Origin of the sequence: Streptomyces sp. NPDC101165, assembly GCF_044768135.1 — a bacterium.
GTDB lineage: Bacteria > Actinomycetota > Actinomycetes > Streptomycetales > Streptomycetaceae > Streptomyces.
The window spans coordinates 344,837-367,578 of the sequence record NZ_JBIWPG010000002.1; the positions used below are offsets into that span (position 1 = coordinate 344,837).

The following is a 22,742-nucleotide window of genomic DNA, read 5'->3' on the forward strand; positions in this document are numbered from 1 at the left end:
GCACCGGGGGCCGCACCGTTACACAACAAACGCGTTTCGGGACCACCCCGTGACACCTCTAAACTGACCCCCGTGACCGAGAACGCTCAGCAGCAGCCACCCGCGCCCGACACCGAACTGCCGACCCAGTACGCGCCGGCCGATGTAGAGGGGCCGCTGTACGAGCGCTGGGTAGAGCGGGGTTACTTCGAGGCGGACGCGAAGAGCGACAAGCCGCCGTACACGATCGTCATCCCGCCGCCGAACGTCACCGGCAGCCTCCACCTGGGCCACGCCTTCGAGCACACCCTCATCGACGCCCTGACCCGCCGTAAGCGCATGCAGGGCTACGAGACGCTGTGGCAGCCCGGCATGGACCACGCCGGCATCGCCACGCAGAACGTCGTCGAGCGCGAGCTGGGCAAGGAGGGCAAGTCCCGCCACGACCTCGGCCGCGAGGCGTTCGTCGAGCGCGTCTGGCAGTGGAAGGGCGAGTCCGGCGGCCAGATCAGCGGCCAGATGCGCCGTCTGGGTGACGGTGTCGCCTGGTCCCGCGAGCGCTTCACCATGGACGAGGGCCTCTCCCAGGCCGTCCAGACCATCTTCAAGCGCCTGTACGACGACGAGCTGATCTACCGCGCCGAGCGCATCATCAACTGGTGCCCCCGCTGCCTGACGGCGATCTCCGACATCGAGGTCGAGTACCAGGACGACGACGGCGAGCTGGTCTCCATGAAGTACGGCGAGGGGGACGACACCATCGTCGTCGCCACGACCCGTGCCGAGACCATGCTCGGTGACACCGCCGTCGCCGTTCACCCCGACGACGAGCGGTACAAGCACCTGATCGGCAAGCTGATCCGCCTGCCGCTCACCGACCGCTCCATCCCGGTCGTCGCCGACACGCACGTCGACCCCGAGTTCGGCACGGGCGCCGTCAAGGTCACCCCGGCCCACGACCCGAACGACTTCGAGATCGGCCAGCGCCACAACCTGCCGTCGCTCACCGTCATGGACGAGCACGCGGTCATCACGGCCCACGGCCCCTTCCAGGGCCTGGACCGCCTCGAGGCCCGCTCCGCCATCGTCGCCGCGCTGCGTGCCGAGGGCCGGATCGTCGCCGAGAAGCGGCCCTACGTCCACAGCGTCGGCCACTGCTCGCGCTGCAAGACCACCATCGAGCCTCGCCTGTCCATGCAGTGGTGGGTCAAGGTCGGCCCGCTGGCGAAGGCCGCCGGTGACGCCGTCCGCGACGGCAAGGTCAAGATCCATCCGCAGGAGATGGAGAAGCGGTACTTCGACTGGGTCGACAACCTCCACGACTGGTGCATCTCGCGGCAGTTGTGGTGGGGTCACCGCATCCCCGTCTGGTACGGCCCGAACGGCGAGGTCGTCTGTGTCGGCCCCGACGACGAGGCCCCCACCGGCGAGGGCTGGCACCAGGACACCGACGTCCTCGACACCTGGTTCTCCTCCGGCCTGTGGCCCTTCTCCACGCTGGGCTGGCCCGAGCAGACCGAGTCGCTCGCGAAGTTCTACCCGAACTCCGTCCTGGTCACCGGCTACGACATCCTCTTCTTCTGGGTCGCCCGGATGATGATGTTCGGCCTGTACGCGATGGACGGCACCCCGCCGTTCCACACCATTGCCCTGCACGGCATGGTCCGCGACCAGTTCGGCAAGAAGATGTCGAAGTCCTTCGGCAACGCGGTCAACCCGCTGGACTGGATGGACAAGTACGGCAGCGATGCCCTGCGCTTCACGCTCGCCCGTGGCGCCAACCCGGGTGTCGACGTCCCGATCGGCGAGGACTGGGTCCAGGGCTCCCGCAACTTCGCCAACAAGATCTGGAACGCGACGCGCTTCGCGCTGATGAACGGCGCGACGGTGGACGGCCCGCTGCCGGACGCCTCCGCCATGTCGGCGACGGACCGCTGGATCCTCTCCCGCCTCAACTCCGTCATCGCCGAAGTCGACGCGCTCTACGACGACTTCCAGTTCGCCAAGCTGTCCGACGCCCTCTTCCACTTCGCGTGGGACGAGGTCTTCGACTGGTACGTCGAGCTGTCCAAGACGACGTTCCAGGCGGGCGGCGAGGCTGCCGAGGCCTCCAAGCGGGTCCTCGGTGAAGTCCTCGACGTCACCCTCAAGCTGCTGCACCCGATCGTCCCGTTCGTGACGGAGACCCTCTGGACCACCCTCACCGGTGGCGAGTCGGTCGTCATCGCCGACTGGCCGACCGACAGCGGCTTCCGTGACGCGGCCGCCGAGCGCGAGATCGAGTCGCTCCAGTCGGTCATCACCGAGGTCCGCCGCTTCCGCGCCGACCAGGGCCTCCAGCCCGGCCAGCGCGTCCCGGCCCGCCTCACCCTCGACGGCACGGCCCTCGCCCCTCACGAGGCCGCGATCCGTCAGCTGCTGCGCCTGCAGCCGGAGGGCGAGTCCTTCACGGCCACGGCCACCCTGCCGGTCGCCGGTGCCGAGGTCGCCCTCGACCTCTCCGGCACGATCGACGTGGCCGCGGAGCGCAAGCGCCTAGCGAAGGACCTGGCCGCCGCCGAGAAGGAGAAGGCCCAGGCCACGGCCAAGCTCGGCAACGAGGCGTTCCTGGCGAAGGCCCCGGACCAGGTGGTCGACAAGATCCGCGGGCGCCTGTCCAAGGCCGAGGAGGACATCACCCGCATCCAGTCCCAGCTGGAGAAGCTGCCGCAGGCGTAGCCGTTCGTACGGCGACGAAGGCCCCGGAACCACGAGGTTCCGGGGCCTTCGCGTACCCGGGCCGTATCGATATGCGGCTCCGCCGCGTGGGCGCGACCAGCCGCAGCGGACCGCAGCCGGTGGACAAGACAAGCCACCCCATACCGGCGCCGCGAAGCCACCGCCCGCTCCGTAGACTGGCCCTGTGAGCGACCTCCCGCACGAAAACGACCAGCCCGACCCCCTCGACGCCTTCGAAGAACTCATCGCCGAAGAGACCGACCGCGACCCCGACCTCGCGGTGATCGAGGCGGGCAGCCGTACCCTGCGCACCCAGGGCGGCCCGTCGCAGGCCGACGTACCCGCACGGCCGGAGGACCCCGAGGTCGACCGGGCCCTGCGCGAGGTCGAGACGGAGCTGGCGGGCCGCTGGGGCGAGACCAAGCTGGAGCCCTCCGTCAGCCGTATCGCCGCGCTGATGGACGTGCTGGGCGAGCCGCAGCGGTCGTACCCCTCGATCCACATCACGGGCACGAACGGCAAGACCTCCACCGCCCGCATGATCGAGGCCCTGCTCGGCGCCTTCGAGCTGCGCACCGGCCGGTACACCAGCCCGCACGTGCAGTCGGTCACCGAGCGGATCAGCCTGGACGGCGCCCCGATCTCCGCCGAGCGGTTCATCGAGACGTACCAGGACATCAAGCCGTACATCGAGATGGTGGACGGCCTGCAGGAGTTCCGGCTGTCGTTCTTCGAGGTCCTCACGGGCATGGCGTACGCCGCCTTCGCGGACGCCCCCGTCGACGTCGCCGTCGTCGAGGTCGGCATGGGCGGCAGCTGGGACGCGACGAACGTGATCGACGGCGACGTCGCGGTGGTCACCCCCATCGCCCTCGACCACACCGACCGGCTCGGCTCGACGCCGGGCGAGATCGCCGGTGAGAAGGGCGGCATCATCAAGCAGGACGCGACCGTGATCCTGGCGCAGCAGCCGGTGGACGCGGCGCAGGTGCTGCTGAAGAAGGCCGTTGAGGTCGACGCGACCGTGGCCCGGGAGGGGCTGGAGTTCGGCGTCGTGGCCCGGCAGGTCGCGGTCGGCGGGCAGCTGATCACCCTGCGCGGCCTGGGCGGCGAGTACCCCGAGGTGTACCTGCCCCTGCACGGCGCCCACCAGGCGCACAACGCGGCCGTGGCGCTCGCCGCCGTGGAGGCGTTCTTCGGCGTCGGCGCGCTGCGCGCGGAGCCGCTGGACATCGACACCGTGCGCAAGGCCTTCGCGGCCGTGTCCTCGCCGGGCCGGCTGGAGGTCGTACGGCGCTCTCCCACGATCGTGCTGGACGCGGCGCACAACCCGGCGGGCGCCGAGGTCACCGCCGAGGCCGTGCGGGAGGCGTTCGACTTCACCCGGCTGATCGGTGTGGTCGGGGCGAGCGCCGACAAGAACGTACGGGGGCTGCTGGAGGCTTTCGAGCCGATCTTCGCCGAGGTCGTTGTCACGCAGAACTCCACGCACCGCGCCATGGACGCGGACGAGCTGGCCGCGATCGCCGTGGAGGTGTTCGGCGAGGAGCGGGTCCAGGTGGAGCCGCGGCTGCCCGAGGCTCTGGAGGCCGCGATCACGCTGGCCGAGGAGGAGGGCGAGTTCGCGGGCGGCGGGGTGCTGGTCACCGGTTCGGTCATCACGGTGGGCGAGGCCCGCCTGCTCCTGGGGAAGGGCTGAGGTTCCGTCGTGCGTACGCTCTGTTCATCGACGCTGATCGGCGAGTTCTGCATCATCGGGTTCGCGGGACTCGTGGCCATGAAGGACCCGGACCTGTCCACGTCGACGGTGTGGCTGGTCAGCGGTATCGCCATGGTCCTGTGCGTGCTGCTGTGCGGCATGGTGACCCGGCCGGGCGGCGTCGCCCTCGGCTGGGCCCTGCAACTCGCCCTGATCGCCTCCGGTGTCTTCGTCCCGACGATGTACTTCATGGGCGCGGTCTTCGCGGCGCTGTGGTGGGCGTCGGTGCACTACGGCAGAAAGGTCGACGAGGCCAAGGCCCGTTTCGCGGCGCAGGCCGAGTCCTCTACACCTGACGCTGCGTGACAGCAACACGGACACGCCCTGTAACCTCGTCCCACCGCACACGTCAGTCGTAAGGAGCCCCCGTGAGCCAGCGCACCCTCGTCCTGCTCAAGCCCGACGCCGTCCGTCGTGGCCTGACCGGCGAGATCATCAGCCGTATCGAGCGCAAGGCCGGCTGGCAGATCACCGCGCTGGAGCTGCGCACCCTGGACCAGGACACGCTGGAGCAGCACTACGGCGAGCACAAGGGCAAGCCCTTCTACGAGCCGCTGGTGGAGTTCATGGCCTCCGGCCCGGTCGTCGCGCTGATCGTCGAGGGTGAGCGGGTCATCGAGGGGCTGCGCGCGCTCGCCGGCCCGACCGACCCGATCGCCGCCGCGCCCGGCTCCATCCGGGGCGACTACGGCGTGATCGTCCGCGAGAACCTGATCCACGCCTCCGACTCCGAGGAGTCCGCCGAGCGCGAGGTGAAGATCTTCTTCCCGGGGCACGCCTGAGCACCATCCCGCGGATTTTCCGCTAATTTTTCTGAGGGAGTGTCAGCTCCTCTCGGAGTCCTGACCAGGGGCGGCCGCACGTTTTCGGCCGTCCTTTGGCATATGCGTTGCCGATCGGGGGAACGTGTGCCCCCGATGGGCCGTCTCCACAAGCGAGGCGGCGCGCCATCTGCTGACAATGGCGAAGACCCTCGCGCAGTGTTCGTGCAGGCGCGTTTACGATGGAAGCCTTCACGTCACAGCACCCGCCTCGCCGACCTGATATGCCCTCAAAAGCTTCGGAAGGCCAGATGAATCCGGATGGGGAACTCAATGTCGTTCATCGGCCGTGACATGGCTGTCGACCTCGGGACCGCCAACACGCTGGTGTACGTCAGGGGTCGCGGGATCGTGCTCAACGAGCCGTCCGTCGTCGCGATCAACACCAACACCGGTGGCATCCTCGCGGTCGGTGCCGAGGCGAAGAAGATGATCGGCCGCACGCCGGGCAACATCGTCGCCGTGCGTCCGCTCAAGGACGGCGTCATCGCCGACTTCGAGATCACCGAGCGGATGCTCCGTTACTTCATCCTGAAGATCCACAAGCGCCGGTATCTGGCCCGGCCCCGGGTCGTCGTCTGTGTTCCCTCGGGCATCACGGGCGTCGAGCGCCGCGCGGTCATCGAGGCGTCCTCCCAGGCGGGTGCCCGCCAGGTGCACATCATCGAGGAGCCCATGGCGGCCGCCATCGGCTCCGGCCTGCCGGTCCACGAGGCCACGGGCAACATGGTGGTGGACATCGGCGGCGGCACCACGGAGGTCGCGGTCATCTCGCTCGGCGGCATCGTCACCGCCCAGTCCATCCGCGTCGCGGGCGACGAGCTGGACAACGCGATCATCCAGTACATCAAGAAGGAGTACAGCCTCCTGCTGGGTGAGCGCACGGCCGAGCAGATCAAGATCACGATCGGTTCGGCGTACGACCTCGACGCCGACGAGCACACCGAAGTCCGCGGCCGGGACCTGGTTTCCGGGCTGCCGAAGACCGTCGTCATCTCGGCCGCCGAGGTCCGCAAGGCGATCGAGGAGCCGGTCAACGCGATCGTCGATGCGGTCAAGACGACCCTCGACAAGTGCCCGCCGGAGCTGTCCGGCGACATCATGGACCGAGGAATCGTTCTGACCGGCGGCGGAGCGCTGCTGCGCGGCCTGGACGAGCGGCTGCGCCGGGAGACCGGCATGCCGATCCACATCGCCGAGGACCCGCTGGACAGCGTGGCGCTCGGATCCGGAAAATGCGTCGAGGAGTTCGAGGCGCTCCAGCAGGTCCTGGATGCCCAGCCGCGCAGATGACGTAACTCTTCGATTCCGCCGTACGAGCTGATCTCCTCTCGTACGGCGGATCGTTGGTATAGAGGCATAAGCTCCCACAAATGGGCCCCTTGGGTTTGCGCTTCGCCAGTGGCGCCTTGAGGGGTCCCCGAATTCCTACTGAGGAAGGGCACGGCCGCCGCACGTGAGGGACACGAAAGAGAGCCGGCTGCTCCTGGTCCTGCTGATCGCCATCGCGTTCGCGTTGATCACGGTGGACATCCGTGGAGGCCGGAACTCACCGGTCGACGGTGCCCGGCAGGCCGCGGCAACGGTGTTCGGTCCGATCGAGAACGGGCTGTCCTCGGCGGTCGATCCCGTCGGCGACGCCGTCTCCGCCGTCCGTGACTCCGGCAGCCGCCACGACCGGCTCGCCGCGCTGGAGAAGCAGAACGCGGCCCTCAAGGCGAAACTCGGCAGCGACGACCGCAACCGCAGTCGCCTGGGGCAGCTCGACAAGATGCTGAAGATCTCCGCCGAGGGCCAGTACGGCATCAAGGGCGCGCAGGTCATCGCCATAGGGTCGGCGCAGGGCTTCTCCTGGACCATCACCATCGACGTCGGTGCGAACGACGGCATCAAGCGGGACATGACCGTCCTCAACGGGGACGGCCTCGTCGGCCGCGTGACCACCGTCGGCCCCGACACCTCCACCGTCCTTCTCGCCAACGACCCCGACTTCACCGTCGGCACCCGCATGGAGGGCAGCGACGAACTCGGCTTCGCCTCCGGGCAGGGCGACCGCCCGCTGCGCGTCGAACTCCTCAACGGCAAGGCCGAGGTGAAGAAGGGCGACCGGCTCGTCACCTTCGGCTCCCAGGCCGACAAGCCCTTCGTGCCGGGCGTGCCGGTCGGCGTGGTCTCCCGCGTCGACCCCTCCGGCGGTGGCCTCACCCGCACGCTCTACGTCACGCCGTACGTCAGCTTCACCCAGCTCGACATCGTCGGCGTGGTCGTCGAGGCCCCGAAGAAGGACCCGCGCGACGAGGTCCTGCCGACCAAGCCCAAACCGACACCGACACCGACGGTGACCGTCACGGTCACACCGTCCGCCGCCGCGAACGCCACCGACGAGCCGCAGCAGTAGGAGCTGAATCCCCATGCGTGTCAACCGGATCCTGCTCTCCAGCGCGCTGGTCGTCGTCGCCCTGGTGATCCAGGTGAGCGTCCTCGCCCGCCTGCACCTGCCCGGTGCCGTCCCGGACCTGCTGCTGCTCACGGTCCTCGGCCTGGCCATGGTGTACGGCCATGTGGGCGGCGCCCTCGTCGGCTTCGGCGCCGGTCTGCTCGCCGACCTCGCCCCACCCGCCGACCACGCGGCCGGCCGCTACGCCCTCGTGCTGTGCGTCATCGGCTACGGCGCCGGACTCATCAAGCCGGAGAACGGCCGCCTGAAGTCGGCGACCGGCCCGATGGCGGTCGTGGTCGCCGCCGCCGTCGGCTCCACCCTGCTGTACGCCGGCGTCGGCGCCCTGGTCGGCGACACCGCCGCCCGCCATGTCGGCCTGACCGGGCTGCTGTTCTCGGCCGCCCTGTACGACCTGCTGCTCGCGCCCTTCGTGGTTCCAGGGATCATGTGGCTGGCCCGCCGCTCCGACAACGACCCGCTCGCCGAGACCGGTCCCGCCGCCAAGGCCGGCAACATCTCCTCCGGCTGGCTCTCCTCCGGCACCGGCCTGCGCATCGGCAGCCAGCGCGGCGGCCTCGGCGCCCTCAAGGCCAAGGCCCGCACCCGTTCGACCCGGGTCGGTCGCATCAAGGGGGTCAAGCGGTTGTGAGCGCACGGGAGTTGCTCAGGGGCACGCACAGCTTCGTCGTATATGACACGTACACGTACTGAGAGGGGGAGACAGCCGCAGTGACCAATATTCCCGAGACCGGACGGACCCCACGGGTCCAGATCCGGCTGGTCGTGATCCAGATCCTCGTCCTCTCCCTGCTCGGCACCCTCGGCGGACGCCTGTGGTACCTGCAGATCCGGGAGGGCGCCGAGTACCAGAAGGAGGCCTCCGGGAACCACGTCCAGCAGGTCGTCGACCCCGCCGTGCGCGGTGACATCCTGGACGCCCGGGGCGTGCCGCTCGCCGACAACGAGACCCGTCTGGTCGTCTCGGCCTCCCGCACCGACCTGCTCAAGCAGAAGGACGACGGCAAGGCCGTCCTCGCCAAGCTGGCCGGCGTCCTCGGCATGAAGCCCGAGGAGGTCAGCCAGAAGGTCCGGCTGTGCGACGCCAAGACCCCGCAGCCCTGCTGGAACGGCTCGCCGTACCAGCCGATCCCGATCACCGACGAGGCAACGCCCAAGCAGGCCCTGCAGATCCGTGAGCGCGCCGAGGACTTCCCCGGCATCACCGCCGAGCCGGAGGCCGTGCGCCGCTACGCGGGCCCCGGCAAGTCCAACAGCGCCCAGGTCCTCGGCTATCTCTCGCCGGTCACCGACGACGAGATCCAGAAGGCCAAGGACACCGACTCGCCCTATCTGCGCTCCGACATGGTCGGCCGCTCCGGCCTCGAGCGCCAGTACGACAAGGTGCTGCGCGGCAAGGCGGGCGTGACGCGGTACGAGGTGGACAACCTCGGCCGGGTCATCGGCAAGGCCAGGTCGGACGCCGCCGAGTCCGGCTCCAACCTGGTCACCAGCATCGACTCCCGGGTGCAGCGGGTCGCCGAGTACGAACTGGACAAGGCCATGAAGAAGGCCCGTCAGCAGTTCGACAAGATCACCGGCGAGAACTACAAGGCCGACTCCGGCGCCGTCGTGGTGATGGAGGCCAAGACCGGCCGGATCGTCGCCATGGCCTCCGCCCCGACCTACGACCCGAACGTGTGGGTCGGCGGCATCTCCGGCAAGGACTACAAGGCCCTCACCGGCAAGGACAGCGACTACCCGCTGCTCAACAGGGCCATACAGGGTCAGGCCGCGCCCGGTTCGACGTTCAAGGTGGTCTCCACGGCCGCCGCGGTCCAGGCCGGCTACGAGTGGGACGGCGGCTATCCGTGCACCAGCTCGTACTCGGTCGGCGGCCAGGTCTTCAAGAACTTCGAGGGCGAGAGCTTCGGCCCGATCTCTCTCGGCCGCGCCCTGGAGGTCTCCTGCGACACCGTCTTCTACGGCCTCGCGGACCGCGAGTGGAAGAGGGACGGAGGCATCAACCCGAAGAAGGGCCAGCCGAAGGACTGGTTCTTCAAGACCGCCCACCAGTTCGGCCTCGGCAAGGAGACCGGCCTCGACCTGCCCAACGAGGTCACCGGCCGCGTCCCCGACCGCCAGTGGAAGCTGAACTACTGGAAGGCCAACAAGGACGCCTGGTGCAAGTCCGGGAAGAAGGACGGCTCCTACGTCGAGAAGATCGCGTACGAGAACTGCCTCGAAGGCAACAAGATGCGCGAGGGTGACGAGATCAACTACTCCATCGGCCAGGGCGACACGCTCGTCACGCCGATCCAGGAGGCCGTGATCTACGGCGCCGTCGCCAACGGCGGCACCATGTACCACCCGACCATCGGCAAGGCGGTCATCAGCGCGGACGGCAAGACGATCACGCCGATCAAGCCGAGGAAGTCCGGGAAGCTGCCGGTCACCCAGGCCACCCTGAAGGGCATGAACGACGCCTTCGCGGGCGTCATCACCCGCGGTACCGCCGCCTGGAAGTTCGGCGGCTGGCCGCAGGACAAGATCGCGCTGCACGCCAAGACCGGTACCGCGGAGGTCTACGGCAAGCAGACCACTGGCTGGCTGGCCACGTACACCAAGGATTACTCGGTGATCATGACGATCGCCCAGGCCGGTACGGGTTCCGGTTCCTCCGGTGAGGCCGTGCGCAACATCTACAGCGCGCTCTACGGCGTCCGGGGCGACGGCTCGATCGACAACAAGAAGGCCCTGCTGCCCGAGCCCCAGAAGGGCCTGCCGAAGGTCCGCACGGACGGCACGATCGCCGCCCCGAAGGTCACCGGCGACCCGGGCAAGGACGTCGAGGCCGCCCAGCAGGACAACCCCACCAACGACGACACCCAGCAGCCCGCCACCAGCCCCTCGCCCAGCACGGGCAACAGCAACACCCGCAGGCGGCAGCGCCGGAGGGGAAGCCGGAGGACGCTCGTATGACCGGCAACAGCTTCTCCGTCTCCGGGTACGGGCCCGAGCGGGCCGGCTGGACCAGGATCTTCGCCCGCGACTCGCTGGCCCGCCGGCTCGACTGGCCGATGCTGCTGGCGGCCCTCGTGCTGTCGCTGCTGGGCTCGTTGCTGGTGTACTCCGCGACTCGTAACCGTACCGAGATCAACCAGGGCGACCAGTACTACTTCCTGGTCCGCCATCTGATGAACCTCGGCATTGGACTCGCCCTGATGATCGGCACGATCTGGCTCGGCCACCGCGCCCTGCGCAACGCCGTGCCGGTCCTCTACGGCATGTCGCTGCTCGGGGTGCTGCTGGTGCTCACCCCGCTCGGCGCCACCATCAACGGCAGCCGCAACTGGATCGTGTTCGGCGGCGGCTTCTCGCTCCAGCCCGCCGAGTTCGTGAAAGTCTCGATCATCCTGGGCATGGCGATGATACTGGCGGCCCGGGTCGACGCCGGGGACAAGCCGCACCCCGACCACCGCACGGTCGTGCAGGCGCTGGGCCTGGCCGCCGTGCCGATCCTGATCGTGCTCCTCATGCCCGACCTCGGCACGGTCCTGGCCATGGTGGCCATCATCCTGGGCGTGCTGCTCGCCTCCGGCGCCTCCAATCGCTGGATCTTCGGCCTGCTCACCGCCGGTGTGATCGGCTGTGTCGCCATCTGGCAGCTCCACATCCTGGACGAGTACCAGATCAACCGCTTCGCGGCCTTCGCCAACCCCGACCTGGACCCGGCGGGCGTCGGCTACAACACCAACCAGGCCCGCATCGCGATCGGCTCGGGCGGCCTCACCGGCGCCGGGCTCTTCCACGGCTCGCAGACCACCGGCCAGTTCGTGCCCGAGCAGCAGACCGACTTCGTCTTCACGGTCGCGGGGGAGGAGCTGGGCTTCGTCGGCGCCGGTCTGATCATCCTCCTGCTGGGTGTGATGCTGTGGCGTGCCTGCCGTATCGCCCGCGACTCGACCGAGCTGTACGGCACGGTCGTCGCCGCCGGCATCGTCGCCTGGTTCGCCTTCCAGGCCTTCGAGAACATCGGCATGACCCTCGGCATCATGCCGGTCACCGGTCTGCCCCTGCCGTTCGTGTCGTACGGCGGATCGTCGATGTTCGCGGTGTGGGTGGCGGTGGGACTGCTGCAGTCGATCAAGGTGCAGCGGCCGATGTCCGCGTGAGGACGTTCGCCGGGCGGGCGGGGGCGTTCACCGGATGGATGACGGGAGTTTTCCCGCCATTCACCCTGGTTGGCCCCTGCCCTCCCGACCGTTCTGCCACTAGATTCAATTCATGGCGGATGCGAAACGCGAGATCGAGCGCAAGTACGAATCCGACGACAGTGGCCTGCCCGACCTGACCGGCGTCGGCGGGGTGGCGGACGTCCTCGACAAGGGCCTCGTCGAACTGGACGCCACCTACTACGACACCCCGGACGAGCGGCTGGCCGCAGCCGCCCTCACCCTGCGCCGCCGCACCGGAGGCTCGGACGCGGGCTGGCACCTGAAGTTCCCGGTCGCCCCCGGCGTCCGCGACGAGATCAGGGCGCCGCTGTCCGACACCGTCCCCGACGAGATCGCCGCACTGGTCCGCTCCCGGGTCCGCCACACCGAACTGGTCCCCCTTGTCCGGCTCCGCTCCGCCCGCGACGTACGCCACCTCGTGGACGCCGACGGCGCGCTGCTGGCCGAGGCGAGCGTGGACGGCGTGACCGCCGAGCGGCTCTCCGGAGACGGCGGAACCGCCCAGTGGACCGAGATCGAGGTCGAGCTGGCGGACGACGGGGATCCGGCCTTTCTCGACAAGGTGGAGAAGCGGCTGCGCAGGGCGGGCGTACGGCCCTCCAAGTCGCCGTCGAAGCTGGCCCGGGCGCTGGAGCAGACCGGCGGCAGGCGGCCCGGATCCGGACGGCGCGCCAAGCCCGTGACCGCCGGCGACCACGTCCTCGCCTATGTCCGCGAACAGCGCGAGGCGATCCTCGGGTACGACCCGGGCGTCCGCCGGGACGTACCGGACTCCGTCCACCAGATGCGGGTGGCCACCCGCCGCATGCGCAGCACCCTCCGCACCTTCGGCACCGTCCTCGACCGCGCCGTCACCGACCCGATCGCCGCCGACCTGAAGTGGCTAGCGGGCGAGCTGGGCGTGGGCCGCGACCAGGAGGTGCTGGCGGAGCGCCTGATCGCCCGGCTCGACACCCTGCCGCCCGCCCTGGTGTCCGGCCCCGTGCGCAAACGCCTCACCACCTGGGCGACCGCCAAACACGAGAGCGCCCTCAGCCACGTCGTCGCGATCCTGGACTCCGACCGGTATCTGGCCCTGCTCGACACCCTGGACACGCTGCTCGCCGACCCGCCACTCAGGAACAAGGCGGCGGGCAAGCCGGCGAAGGTGATCGCCAAGGCCGTACGCAAGGACCTCGCGAAGGTCTCCCGCCTGGTCACCGAGGCCCTGGACCAGCCGCCCGGTGAGCAACGCGACACCGCCATCCACGAGGCCCGCAAGAAGGCGAAGCGCACCCGGTACGCGGGGGAGGCGGCCATCCCGGCCCTGGGCGGCTCCGCCCGCTCCCTGGCCAAGTCCATGAAGTCCCTGACCAGCCTGCTCGGCGAACACCAGGACAGCGTCATGGCCCGCCACACCCTGCGCGAGCTGTCCGCGGTGGCGCACGCGGCGGGGGAGAGCGCGTTCACGTACGGGCTGCTGTACGGCAGAGAAGAGGCGGCCGCGGCGGCGGTGGAGGGGGAGCTGCCGGGCCTGTGGCGGGAGATCAAAACCGGGGTATCCGTCTGAGCGTACGGGGCAGGCCCGCGATCAGGTTACGCTTGATGGTCACCCCTGCCAGCTCACGAAGGTAATCCCCGCGATGTCTGTCGAGTCGGTCTTCCCACAGCTCGAAGCTCTGCTCCCGCATGTGCAGAAGCCGATCCAGTACGTGGGCGGCGAGCTGAACTCCACCGTCAAGGAGTGGGACAGCTGCGACGTCCGCTGGGCGCTCATGTACCCGGACGCGTACGAGGTCGGCCTGCCCAACCAGGGCGTCATGATCCTCTACGAGGTACTCAACGAGCGGGAGGGCGTCCTCGCCGAGCGCACCTACAGCGTGTGGCCGGACCTGGAGGCCCTGATGCGGGAGCACGGCGTCCCGCAGTTCACGGTGGACAGCCACCGCCCGGTGAAGGCCTTCGACGTGTTCGGCCTGTCCTTCTCCACGGAGCTGGGCTACACGAACATGCTCACGGCCCTGGACCTGGCCGGCATCCCCCTGGAGTCCAAGGACCGCACCATCGACGACCCGATCGTGCTGGCGGGCGGCCACGCGGCCTTCAACCCGGAGCCGATCGCGGACTTCATCGACGCGGCGATCATCGGCGACGGCGAGCAGGCCGTGCTGGACATGACGAAGATCATCCGCGAGTGGAAGGCGGAGGGCCGCCCCGGCGGCCGCGAGGAGGTCCTCTTCCGCCTCGCGAAGACGGGCGCGGTGTACATCCCGGCGTTCTACGACGTCGAGTACCTCCCCGACGGCCGCATCGGCCGCGTCGTCCCCAACAAGTCGGGTGTCCCGTGGCGCGTGTCGAAGCACACCGTCATGGACCTGGACGAGTGGCCGTACCCCAAGCAGCCGCTCGTCCCCCTGGCCGAGACGGTCCACGAGCGCATGTCGGTGGAGATCTTCCGCGGCTGCACCCGGGGCTGCCGCTTTTGCCAGGCCGGCATGATCACCCGCCCCGTCCGTGAGCGCTCGATCACCGGCATCGGCGAGATGGTCGACAAGGGCCTCAAGGCGACCGGCTTCGAGGAGGTCGGCCTCCTGTCCCTGTCCTCCGCGGACCACTCGGAGATCGGCGACATCGCCAAGGGCCTGGCCGACCGCTACGAGGAAGACAAGATCGGCCTGTCCCTGCCGTCGACGCGGGTGGACGCCTTCAACGTCGACCTGGCGAACGAGCTGACGCGCAACGGCCGCCGCTCCGGCCTCACCTTCGCCCCCGAGGGCGGCTCCGAGCGCATGCGCAAGGTCATCAACAAGATGGTCTCGGAAGAGGACCTGATCCGGACGGTCTCGACGGCCTACGGCAACGGCTGGCGCCAGGTGAAGCTGTACTTCATGTGCGGCCTGCCGACGGAGACCGACGAGGACGTGCTGCAGATCGCCGACATGGCGATGCACGTCATCCAGAAGGGCCGCGAGGTGTCGAAGTCCAACGACATCCGCTGCACGGTCTCGATCGGCGGCTTCGTCCCGAAGCCCCACACCCCCTTCCAGTGGGCCCCGCAGCTCTCGGCCGAGGAGACGGACGCCCGCCTGGAGAAGCTCCGCGACAAGATCCGCGGCGACAAGAAGTACGGCCGCTCGATCGGCTTCCGCTACCACGACGGCAAGCCCGGCATCGTCGAGGGCCTGCTGTCCCGCGGCGACCGCCGCATCGGCGCGGTCATCCGCGCGGTGTACGACGACGGCGGCCGCTTCGACGGCTGGCGCGAGCACTTCTCGTACGACCGCTGGATGGCCTGCGCCGACAAGGCCCTCGTCCCCTTCGGCGTCGACGTCGACTGGTACACCACCCGCGAGCGCACCTACGAGGAGGTCCTCCCCTGGGACCACCTCGACTCCGGCCTGGACAAGGACTGGCTCTGGGAGGACTGGCAGGACGCCCTCGACGAGACCGAGGTCGAGGACTGCCGCTGGACTCCTTGCTTCGACTGCGGCGTGTGCCCGCAGATGGACACCCACATTCAAATCGGCCCGACCGGCAAGAAGTTGCTGCCGCTGACGGTCAAGAACGCAGGTCCGACGCCAGCCGCGAGTGGTCACACCCACTGACGTGAGCGAGGCACTCGATCGGGTGGTTGAGGCGCTGGCGGGTGCGTGTGAGGACGAGGTGACGGCTGCGCTGTCTGCGCTTGGAGTCTCGCGTCCTCGCCCTTCGGTGCCGGCGGTGTCTTCTCGGACGCCGCTGCCGGGCCCTAGGGAGGCTTCGGGGGTCGTCTCCGAAGTGGAGGCCGCTCCAGGCTCGCACGTGACTCTGCGGCCGGTTGAGCCCCTCTTCCCTGCCAGGAAGGGGGCTCGGTGGTTTCTGGCGGGTCGGGATCCTTGGGCCGCGGAGCCCGCGGGACACCGGCTGAGTTACAACCTTCTCTAATGGTTCAAGCCCCGGCTGCGCTCCGCTCCGCCGGGCGGCCTCCCGGCGCCGCTCGGGGCACCGCTCCTGCCTCCGGCCCGCTCCGCCCCGGCTGCGCCGACGCCCGCCCACATGTGGATAGGCCCGGAGGTCATGAGTCGAGCACCCGACGTTCGCGGCCTGCAGTCACAGATGATGCCTCCGGCGGGGGATCGGCCGGCACCGGGTGGGAGGGGGCGCCGTCCCCGGCCGCAGGTACATCGTGGCGAGCGTGGTGGGCTCCCATCCCGCCCGCCATCGACCCAGGCAGAGCCGAGCAGACGCGGCCCAGGGCGTCAAGGTCGTTCGTACAGTGGCGCGCTCCACCTTGACGCCCTGAACCACGTCCGCTTCACGGTGTGTGGGTCGACGGCGGACGGGATGGGAGCTGGGCGTGGGGAATGGGGGCAGGTTGGACGCCGGGTGCACCTGAGTACGTTGGCAACCTCAAGTCGACAGTGGGGTGGGCCCGTGCAGATCGCCGGAGTGGACTTGTACGTCAACAATCCGATCATGGCTTTCGGGTACCCGGACGGGCGTCCGTAACCCGAGGTAGCCCACACCACACATCTATGCGAATCTTTGGGCGGGTCGGTGCACCGCTCGACCGCAGCCGCGGAGCCGGGAGGGCACCAACCAATGGCGGATTCCGATCTGACCCCAGGCGGGCCACCCGGCCCATACAGGGGCCCAGAATGGCATGTCGCGTCCGGCCCTTACCTCTCGCCCGGCGAACCAGTGCACTCGCCGACAGTATGGAACGGTGCAGCCATCGCCGCACTGGTCCTCTCGCTGATGTCGTTGCTGTTGCTTCTCGGTCTCGGCGTCCTAGGGCTGCTTGTGTCGTTCCTCGTCTTCTCGCCGCTGGCACTCGGTTTCAGCATCACCGCCAGCATCCAGGTGGCCCGACGGGGCCAGCGCGGCCTGGGCCTGGCCGTCATGGGATTCCTCCTCGTGCTACCAGGATGGCCGATCACCGCTTTCCTGTTGTGGTGATCGCGCTCTCCCTGCCGAGGGAAAAGGACCGGTTGAGCCCCCTTCCCTGCCAGGATGGGGGCTCGGTGGTTTCTGGCGGGTCGGGATCCTTGGGCCGCGGAGCCCGCGGGACACCGGCTGAGTTACAACCTTCTCTAATGGTTCAAGCCCCGGCTGCGCTCCGCTCCGCCGGGCGCGCTCCCCGGCCCCGCTGCCTGCTGCGCTCCTGCCTTCGGCCCGCTCCGCCCGTGCTGGGCCGACGCGCGCCCACAGGTGGGTAGGGCCGATGGCCATGAGTCGATCACCGTATTCGCGGGCCCGGCCAGAACGATGCCTCCGGCGGGGGATCGGCCGGCACCGGGATGGGGGGCATCGCCGACCGCGGGTCCGTCGTGGCGGATGCTGGGTGCTCCCATCCCGCACGCCATCGCCCCAGGCAGAGCCGAGCAGACGCGGCCCCTGGGGTCCGGGTCGTTCGTACAGTGGCGCGCTCCACCTGGACGCCATGAACCACGCCTGCTCCACGGTGTGTGGTTCGACGGCGTGTGGGATGGGAGCTGGGGTGAGTGGTGAGCTGATGACCGCCTAGACCGAATCCGACCGGAGGCCGATGCTCCGTCGCATGACCCGGCGCATCTCGCTGAGCTGATCCCAGGTCGCCACAATTTGAGCGTGGACCTGCTCCAAGGACTCGCCCTCCCGGCGCGGCGGGAAGCCACCGTCGAGACGCTTTAGGACACCGTACATCCGGTTCAGGCCGCGATAGACCTTGTCGACGGTGGTCAGCACGTCGTCCGCGGCGCGCATCTGCGCCTCGGAGTACTGCGCACGATGCTCACGCCGCGCCTCATCCAGGCGTGACCTCTGGTCATCGGTAACACGACCGTCCCGCAGGGCGTACCAGAAGTTGTTCAGCTCGGAGTGGTAGTCCAGAGAAGCGGTGGTCAGCATGACGTAGCAGGCTCGAAGGGCCTCCACCGTCGCGTGCTTCGTCTCGTACTGCCGCTCGTCGGCGCGCTGCCGCTCGGAATGATCCAGCTCTCTGGACTTGACCTTCTCGGCCAGCCGTTGCGTCATGAGTCCTGAGAGGAGCGTGCCGACGATACCCAGAAACGCGATCACCAACGGAACCAGCGTGCTGCTCACCTGGTATCACCCTCTCCTCACTCCGACCCGGCAGGCTGATGTAAGCGTGTCCCCCGCGTGCCCGAAGCGGCGAGCATCAACGGGGAACACCGGGTAGTCACGGGCCTGGCGACATGAAACCCGAGGTCAGCTCTACCCCAGTTCGGGGGCCCACCACGTACGCGATCTTCCAAACCAGGGCATGGCCTTCAGGTGACCGGCTACTGATCGCAGTTGCCGGCGCTTGCCACACCCATTGAGACTCCACCGACCTCAACGCGCCATGCACTCAGGGGGTTGGCAAGGGTCTGTTAGTGACATGCGGACGACGCGGCTATCCAGCGGGCTCAGCTCTCCGGCCCCGATCCAGGCGCGCGGCCCACAGCCCCAACGCCACTGTGGTCACCACGCCCCACACCCCCCAGCCGAGCGATTGGGCGAAGCGGTCCTTCATACTGGTGTCGATGGCGTCGCCGAACGCCACGCCGAGCCATAACCCGCCGTTGAGGTAGAAGGCGATACGGAGCCTTCGGGCCCCAGCGGACCGCAGCTCATAAAGCAGTAACGCCCGCTTGAGCCGATCCCCGATCGGCGCGCGCGCTCCCCGGCGGGTCTCGTCGAGCAGGGCCCCGACCTCACGCAGCACGGTATCCAGTGAGCCAGCCACCTCTTCTCGCGTCCGGCTGATTTCGGCCCTCGGCCTGACCTCCTCGTAGGTACTCAACCACTGGCCGAGAAAGGCCAGATAGGCCGTCGCCTCCTCGATCCCGCGCTTGCGCCGGACGTGCGCGCTACGCCGGGCCAGCCGCTCCTGGACCACCAGCGCCACGGCCCCGCCGATGGCGGTCACTCCGGCGGCCAGCGCCGCACTCGCCGCGCTCCCCCATGGCCCTGCGGCCATCCCGTACGCCATGGACGCATGGTGGCACCACCCCCGGACGCGTACCAGGGTGCCCACGCCACCGAACCAGACGGGCAAGTGCGCGTGGTCGGCACGCGCTGAAAGTGCTGTCCCCGTGCTCCTCCCGGTCCTCCTCTTCGTATGCCCCCAGCGTGCCCCATTGAGCGGCGGCCAGCAGGGAATGCCGGCGAGCGATCCAAGAACCCGCAGGTCATCGCCTCACCAGCTCAGCGCCCATCCGCATGCGATCTTCCAAACTGGCACCCCAGGACCCACGCACAAGCGCTTGCCTGGGTCATTGAGACTCCACCGACCGCGTCGTTATGCGACGGAACCACCCGGCCAGCCTTCTTGCCAGGTCACCCGGGTGAGTGAGCCAGTTCCGGACCTTTACCTTCCGCATGCCGGTCGCCCCGTCTTGCCTGCACCGATGACTCTCTAGGACGCATGACCGATTCGCCGGTGCCGAGGGCGACACCAGAGGGCGAGGATGTCTCGCTGTGGTGACTCAAAGTATTCGTCAGGATACTCACCGTCACGCGCGCAGGTGTGGAGTCGGTGGAACGCGGCGATCCTCGCAACACGCCAGTCAGTCCGAACTGCCATGAAATACCGGCCAGTTCACACACAGGCGAAACCCAACCCCCCACCGACGAGGAGTTCACATGAGCACGCCGCCGCAGGGATCCTCCTTCCGCATCGCAAACGCCTCGAACATCAACTACGCGAAGTGGGACGCCGAACGCTTCGAGACCACCAACACCGCGTGGACCGACCTCCCCGGCGCATCGATCGACCTGCGCCTGGGACAGGGAGCCCCCTCCTACGGCGCGATCTTCGTGGCCACGTTCTCCGCCGAAGCCCTCTGCTCCGACCAGAACGGCAACGGGCAAGGCCTCCTGCAGGCGACCGTCTTCTTCGGCAGCGAGCAGGCCGAACCGCTGAGCAACAACCACCGCTACATCACCGCACGCGGCAACCCGGAGTGGTCCAGCCACACCTTCCTTCGTGTGGCCAGGTTCGAGCCCGAGTTCACCGTCCGTGAGGTCAACGCCCAGGTCAAGCTCAAGGTGAGCAGCGGGGACTCGGGCGGCGTGCAGAACTGGGTCCTGAAGATCGAGCGCTACAACCTCTGACCACCCACGGGCAGGCCGCGGGCACCGCCCTCGCGGCCTCCCGCCGCGCCTCGTTCGGCGTGCAGCAGCGAGGCTCCCCGTGCGCCTTCCGCGTCCGCCGGAACGGCGAACCGCCGGGAACACCAGGCAGCCGGCGCGCGCGACAACGATCCGACAGCGGTGTGGGACGTCTCGCGAGCTGACGCTGCTTCGCAGGCACTGTCAGCATCCAGAAGGGAGCATCACGTATGGCCATGATCCAGACGGGTCGGCTCGACCTGTCATCCACCAACCCCACTGAGACCAGCGGCGGCGACACCTCCACCTTCACCCAGGTCACCTTCCCCACCCCGTTCCCGCCCAACTCCGAAGTCATCGTCTTCGCCCAGGTCCAGACGTTCCTCGGTCCGGACACCCCTGGTCTGCGCATCCACGGCGTCAACGTCAACGGGTTCAAGATCCGACTCAACGAACTCGTCGGCAACGGTGCGGCCCTGGCCGACGGCAAGCACACCGCCGAGTCCGTCGGCTGGATCGCCACCACCGTCAACGGCTGACCGACCCCTCTCAACAGCCTTGGGCGCGTGCCGTCGGTGACGGTGCGCGCCCTCGTGCCACTCCCGTGCCGGACCCAGCGGGAAGCCGCAGGGAACACCAGGCAGTAACGGCAACTGGACATGAGAACGACCCCGGACCGAACACCCAGGTCGGGGGCAGTTGTCGCTGCTCTCAGCGCGGAGGCGGTGGGACCCCTACGAACGCAGCAAGGTCGCCGCCGAACGGCTGGTGCTGGCCGCCGCGGACGACTTCCCGGACGGATCCTGCGGCTCCCGCGCGGATGAAGTCCCGCCTGGCCGTGACCGCCCCGGACAACGCCGTCGCCCGGCGTGAAGACGTCGACGGATGCATCCTGCACAGCGATCGCGGATCGCAGTTCCGGGCCCGGAAATTCGTCCGGGCGCTCGACCGCCACCGGATCGCCGGATCGACAGGGAGAGTCGGGGCAGCCGGCGACGACGCTGCCGTGGAGTCGTTCTTCAGCCTGCAGCAGAAGAACGTCCACGACCGCCGGAGCTGGACCACCCGCGAGGAACTGCGGATCGCGTGCTGGCGGGGGGGTGAGCGAGGACGAGGTGGCTGCTGTGTTGGCTGCGGCCAGCGCTTCGGTTCCTTGCTCGTCGGCTCCGCCGATTTCCCCACGGACGCCATTGCCGGTGCCGGGGGAGTCCTCGCGGATTGTCTCCGAGATGGAGTGGATCCAAGCGCTTGACGATGTGGCTGGCCTGAGCCCCTTCCCTGTCAGGGAGGGGGCTCAGTGTTCGGCGGGTTCAGTTTGAGGCGCTGGTCGGCCCATTGGGCACCGCCGGAGTTACGCGAACAAGGCCACGGTCAGAGCGATGCCTCCGGCGGGGGATCGGCCGGCACCAGGACGGGGGGCGCCGTTCGCGGCTGCGTGTCCAAAGTGGCGTGCGCGGCGCGACCTTGCAACTGCCCTCGACTGTCGCGTCAGCTGTCACCCTGCTCGATGTTCAGATGGAGTGGACCGCGAAGGACGGGGCTGGGCCGGTACGGGGGTGGGTCGGTGGCCAGTCGGGGTCGGTCGAGGCGGCGTACCAGTTCGGTGAGTGCGATCTGGGTTTCCAGTCGGGCCAGTGGGCCGCCGAAGCAGAGGTGGATGCCGCTGCCGAAGCCGAGGTGCTGGTTGTCCCGGCGGTCGGGGTCGAAGCGGTCGGGTTCGTGGAAGCGGTTCGGGTCGCGGCTGCCCGAGGCCAGCATGAGCATGATCTGCGCGCCTTTGGGGATGACGGTGTCGGCGACGGTGATGTCGCTGTAGGCCGCCCGCCAGGGAATGATGTGCACGGGGGGCTCGTAGCGCAGCAGTTCCTCGACCAGCGGGACCACCAGACCCGGTTCGTCGCGCAGTCGCTGGAGCACCTCCGGGTGGCGCAGCAGCGTCAGCATGCCGTTGGTGATGAGATTGACGATGGTCTCGTGGCCGGCGATCAGCAGCAGTTTGGCGGTTGCGACGATTTCGGCGTCGGCCATCCGACCGTCGGGCCCGTCATCGTTGGCCAGCCGGCTCAACAGATCGTCGCCCGGCCGACCGCGGCGCTGTTCCACCAACCTGCCGAGGAACTGGCGCAGGTCCGTGCGGGCCTGCACGCCCTTGTCCAGTTTCTCCTTCGGGTCGGTCTTGGGGTTGTAGTCGACCGAGTTCATGATGTCGTTCACCCAGAGGTGGACCCTCGGTTCGTCCTCGCGTGGCACGCCGAGCAGGTGACAGATCACGGTTACGGGGAGAGGGAAGGCGAAATCGTCGACGACGTCGATCTGCTCCTTGCCCATCAGGCCGTCGATCAGGCTGCCGACGGTGGCGGTCAGGAAACCTTCAAACCCGGTCACCAGCCCCGGGGTGTGCGGGGGGCCGAAGTGGCGCATCGCCGTACGTCGCAGGCGGTCGTGCTCGGGAGGGTCCATGTGGATGAACGACGACGTGGCCCCTCCCTCGGCTGAGGGCGGACGCGACAGATTGCGCAGGTCGGAGCTCAGATGCGGGTCATTCAGTATGTTCGTGATCTCGCGGTAGGTGCTGATGACGTAGCTGCCGTCCTCCTGCCGGGCCACCGGCGTCTCCCGCAGCTCGGCGTACAGCGGGTACGGGTCGGCCCGAGCGGAATAGTCGAAGATCCGTTGCAGCGTGCCGCGCGTCCCGGGCGGGGGCATCTGGTCTTCCTCCCGCCGATGCTGGTGCA

At 68.8% G+C, this 22,742-nt stretch carries 17 protein-coding genes and 1 pseudogene; 15 read left to right on the forward strand and 3 right to left on the reverse strand.

The features are described 5' to 3' along the window. Positions 1 to 72 precede the first annotated feature (72 nt). The 12 genes from ACIRVH_RS05090 (at position 73) to ACIRVH_RS05145 (ending at position 16,869) form a co-directional block, all read left to right on the forward strand. On the forward strand, positions 73 to 2,697 hold the full coding sequence (locus ACIRVH_RS05090) for a valine--tRNA ligase (protein WP_403948298.1): 2,625 nt from the start codon (positions 73 to 75) through the stop codon (positions 2,695 to 2,697). 184 nt (positions 2,698 to 2,881) lie between these two features. Then, positions 2,882 to 4,396, forward strand: coding sequence for a bifunctional folylpolyglutamate synthase/dihydrofolate synthase (locus ACIRVH_RS05095; protein WP_403948300.1), 1,515 nt, complete (start codon positions 2,882 to 2,884; stop codon positions 4,394 to 4,396). Positions 4,397 to 4,405: 9 nt separating this feature from the next. Continuing rightward, positions 4,406 to 4,762: a DUF4233 domain-containing protein gene (locus tag ACIRVH_RS05100; protein WP_403948302.1), complete on the forward strand. Its 357-nt coding sequence runs from the start codon at positions 4,406 to 4,408 to the stop codon at positions 4,760 to 4,762. Positions 4,763 to 4,824: 62 nt separating this feature from the next. Further along, positions 4,825 to 5,238 carry a nucleoside-diphosphate kinase gene (gene ndk / locus ACIRVH_RS05105; protein WP_403948304.1) on the forward strand — a complete coding sequence of 138 codons (414 nt, stop codon included), beginning with the start codon at positions 4,825 to 4,827 and terminating at the stop codon, positions 5,236 to 5,238. Positions 5,239 to 5,550: 312 nt separating this feature from the next. Then, a complete protein-coding gene (locus ACIRVH_RS05110) occupies positions 5,551 to 6,570 on the forward strand; it encodes a rod shape-determining protein (protein WP_031158632.1) in 1,020 nt (339 codons plus the stop codon). Positions 6,571 to 6,733: 163 nt separating this feature from the next. Beyond that, on the forward strand, positions 6,734 to 7,675 hold the full coding sequence (gene mreC, locus ACIRVH_RS05115; protein ID WP_403948306.1) for a rod shape-determining protein MreC: 942 nt from the start codon (positions 6,734 to 6,736) through the stop codon (positions 7,673 to 7,675). A 13-nt stretch (positions 7,676 to 7,688) separates the two neighbouring features. Beyond that, positions 7,689 to 8,366 (forward strand): rod shape-determining protein MreD, encoded by a 678-nt coding sequence (mreD, locus tag ACIRVH_RS05120; protein WP_403948307.1) that lies wholly within the window; start codon positions 7,689 to 7,691, stop codon positions 8,364 to 8,366. Between the two features lie 80 nt (positions 8,367 to 8,446). After that, entirely contained in the window at positions 8,447 to 10,696 is a 2,250-nt protein-coding gene (gene mrdA / locus ACIRVH_RS05125) for a penicillin-binding protein 2 (RefSeq protein ID WP_403948309.1), read from the forward strand. Then, positions 10,693 to 11,889, forward strand: coding sequence for a rod shape-determining protein RodA (gene rodA / locus ACIRVH_RS05130; RefSeq protein ID WP_403948310.1), 1,197 nt, complete (start codon positions 10,693 to 10,695; stop codon positions 11,887 to 11,889). The genes mrdA and rodA overlap by 4 nt, the downstream gene beginning before the upstream one ends. A gap of 112 nt (positions 11,890 to 12,001) precedes the next feature. After that, a complete protein-coding gene (locus ACIRVH_RS05135; protein ID WP_403948312.1) occupies positions 12,002 to 13,501 on the forward strand; it encodes a CHAD domain-containing protein in 1,500 nt (499 codons plus the stop codon). Between the two features lie 73 nt (positions 13,502 to 13,574). Then, a complete protein-coding gene (locus ACIRVH_RS05140; RefSeq protein ID WP_403948314.1) occupies positions 13,575 to 15,536 on the forward strand; it encodes a TIGR03960 family B12-binding radical SAM protein in 1,962 nt (653 codons plus the stop codon). 1,132 nt (positions 15,537 to 16,668) lie between these two features. Next, on the forward strand, positions 16,669 to 16,869 hold the full coding sequence (locus ACIRVH_RS05145; RefSeq protein WP_403948316.1) for a hypothetical protein: 201 nt from the start codon (positions 16,669 to 16,671) through the stop codon (positions 16,867 to 16,869). Between the two features lie 564 nt (positions 16,870 to 17,433). Here ACIRVH_RS05145 and ACIRVH_RS05150 read toward each other — a convergent pair. Beyond that, on the reverse strand, positions 17,434 to 17,994 hold the full coding sequence (locus tag ACIRVH_RS05150) for a hypothetical protein (RefSeq protein WP_403948318.1): 561 nt from the start codon (positions 17,992 to 17,994) through the stop codon (positions 17,434 to 17,436). Between the two features lie 313 nt (positions 17,995 to 18,307). Then, entirely contained in the window at positions 18,308 to 18,886 is a 579-nt protein-coding gene (locus ACIRVH_RS05155) for a hypothetical protein (RefSeq protein ID WP_403948320.1), read from the reverse strand. A 653-nt stretch (positions 18,887 to 19,539) separates the two neighbouring features. Between ACIRVH_RS05155 and ACIRVH_RS05160 the strand changes: the two genes are divergently transcribed. The 3 genes and pseudogenes from ACIRVH_RS05160 to ACIRVH_RS05170 all read left to right on the forward strand — a co-directional run. Then, a complete protein-coding gene (locus ACIRVH_RS05160; protein ID WP_403948321.1) occupies positions 19,540 to 20,010 on the forward strand; it encodes a hypothetical protein in 471 nt (156 codons plus the stop codon). 227 nt (positions 20,011 to 20,237) lie between these two features. Further along, positions 20,238 to 20,546, forward strand: coding sequence for a hypothetical protein (locus ACIRVH_RS05165; RefSeq protein ID WP_403948323.1), 309 nt, complete (start codon positions 20,238 to 20,240; stop codon positions 20,544 to 20,546). Between the two features lie 275 nt (positions 20,547 to 20,821). Continuing rightward, a pseudogene (locus ACIRVH_RS05170) lies at positions 20,822 to 21,094 on the forward strand (IS3 family transposase); the annotation flags it as partial. 401 nt (positions 21,095 to 21,495) lie between these two features. Here the strand turns inward: ACIRVH_RS05170 and ACIRVH_RS05175 are convergent. Then, entirely contained in the window at positions 21,496 to 22,713 is a 1,218-nt protein-coding gene (locus tag ACIRVH_RS05175; protein WP_403948746.1) for a cytochrome P450, read from the reverse strand. Positions 22,714 to 22,742 lie beyond the last annotated feature (29 nt).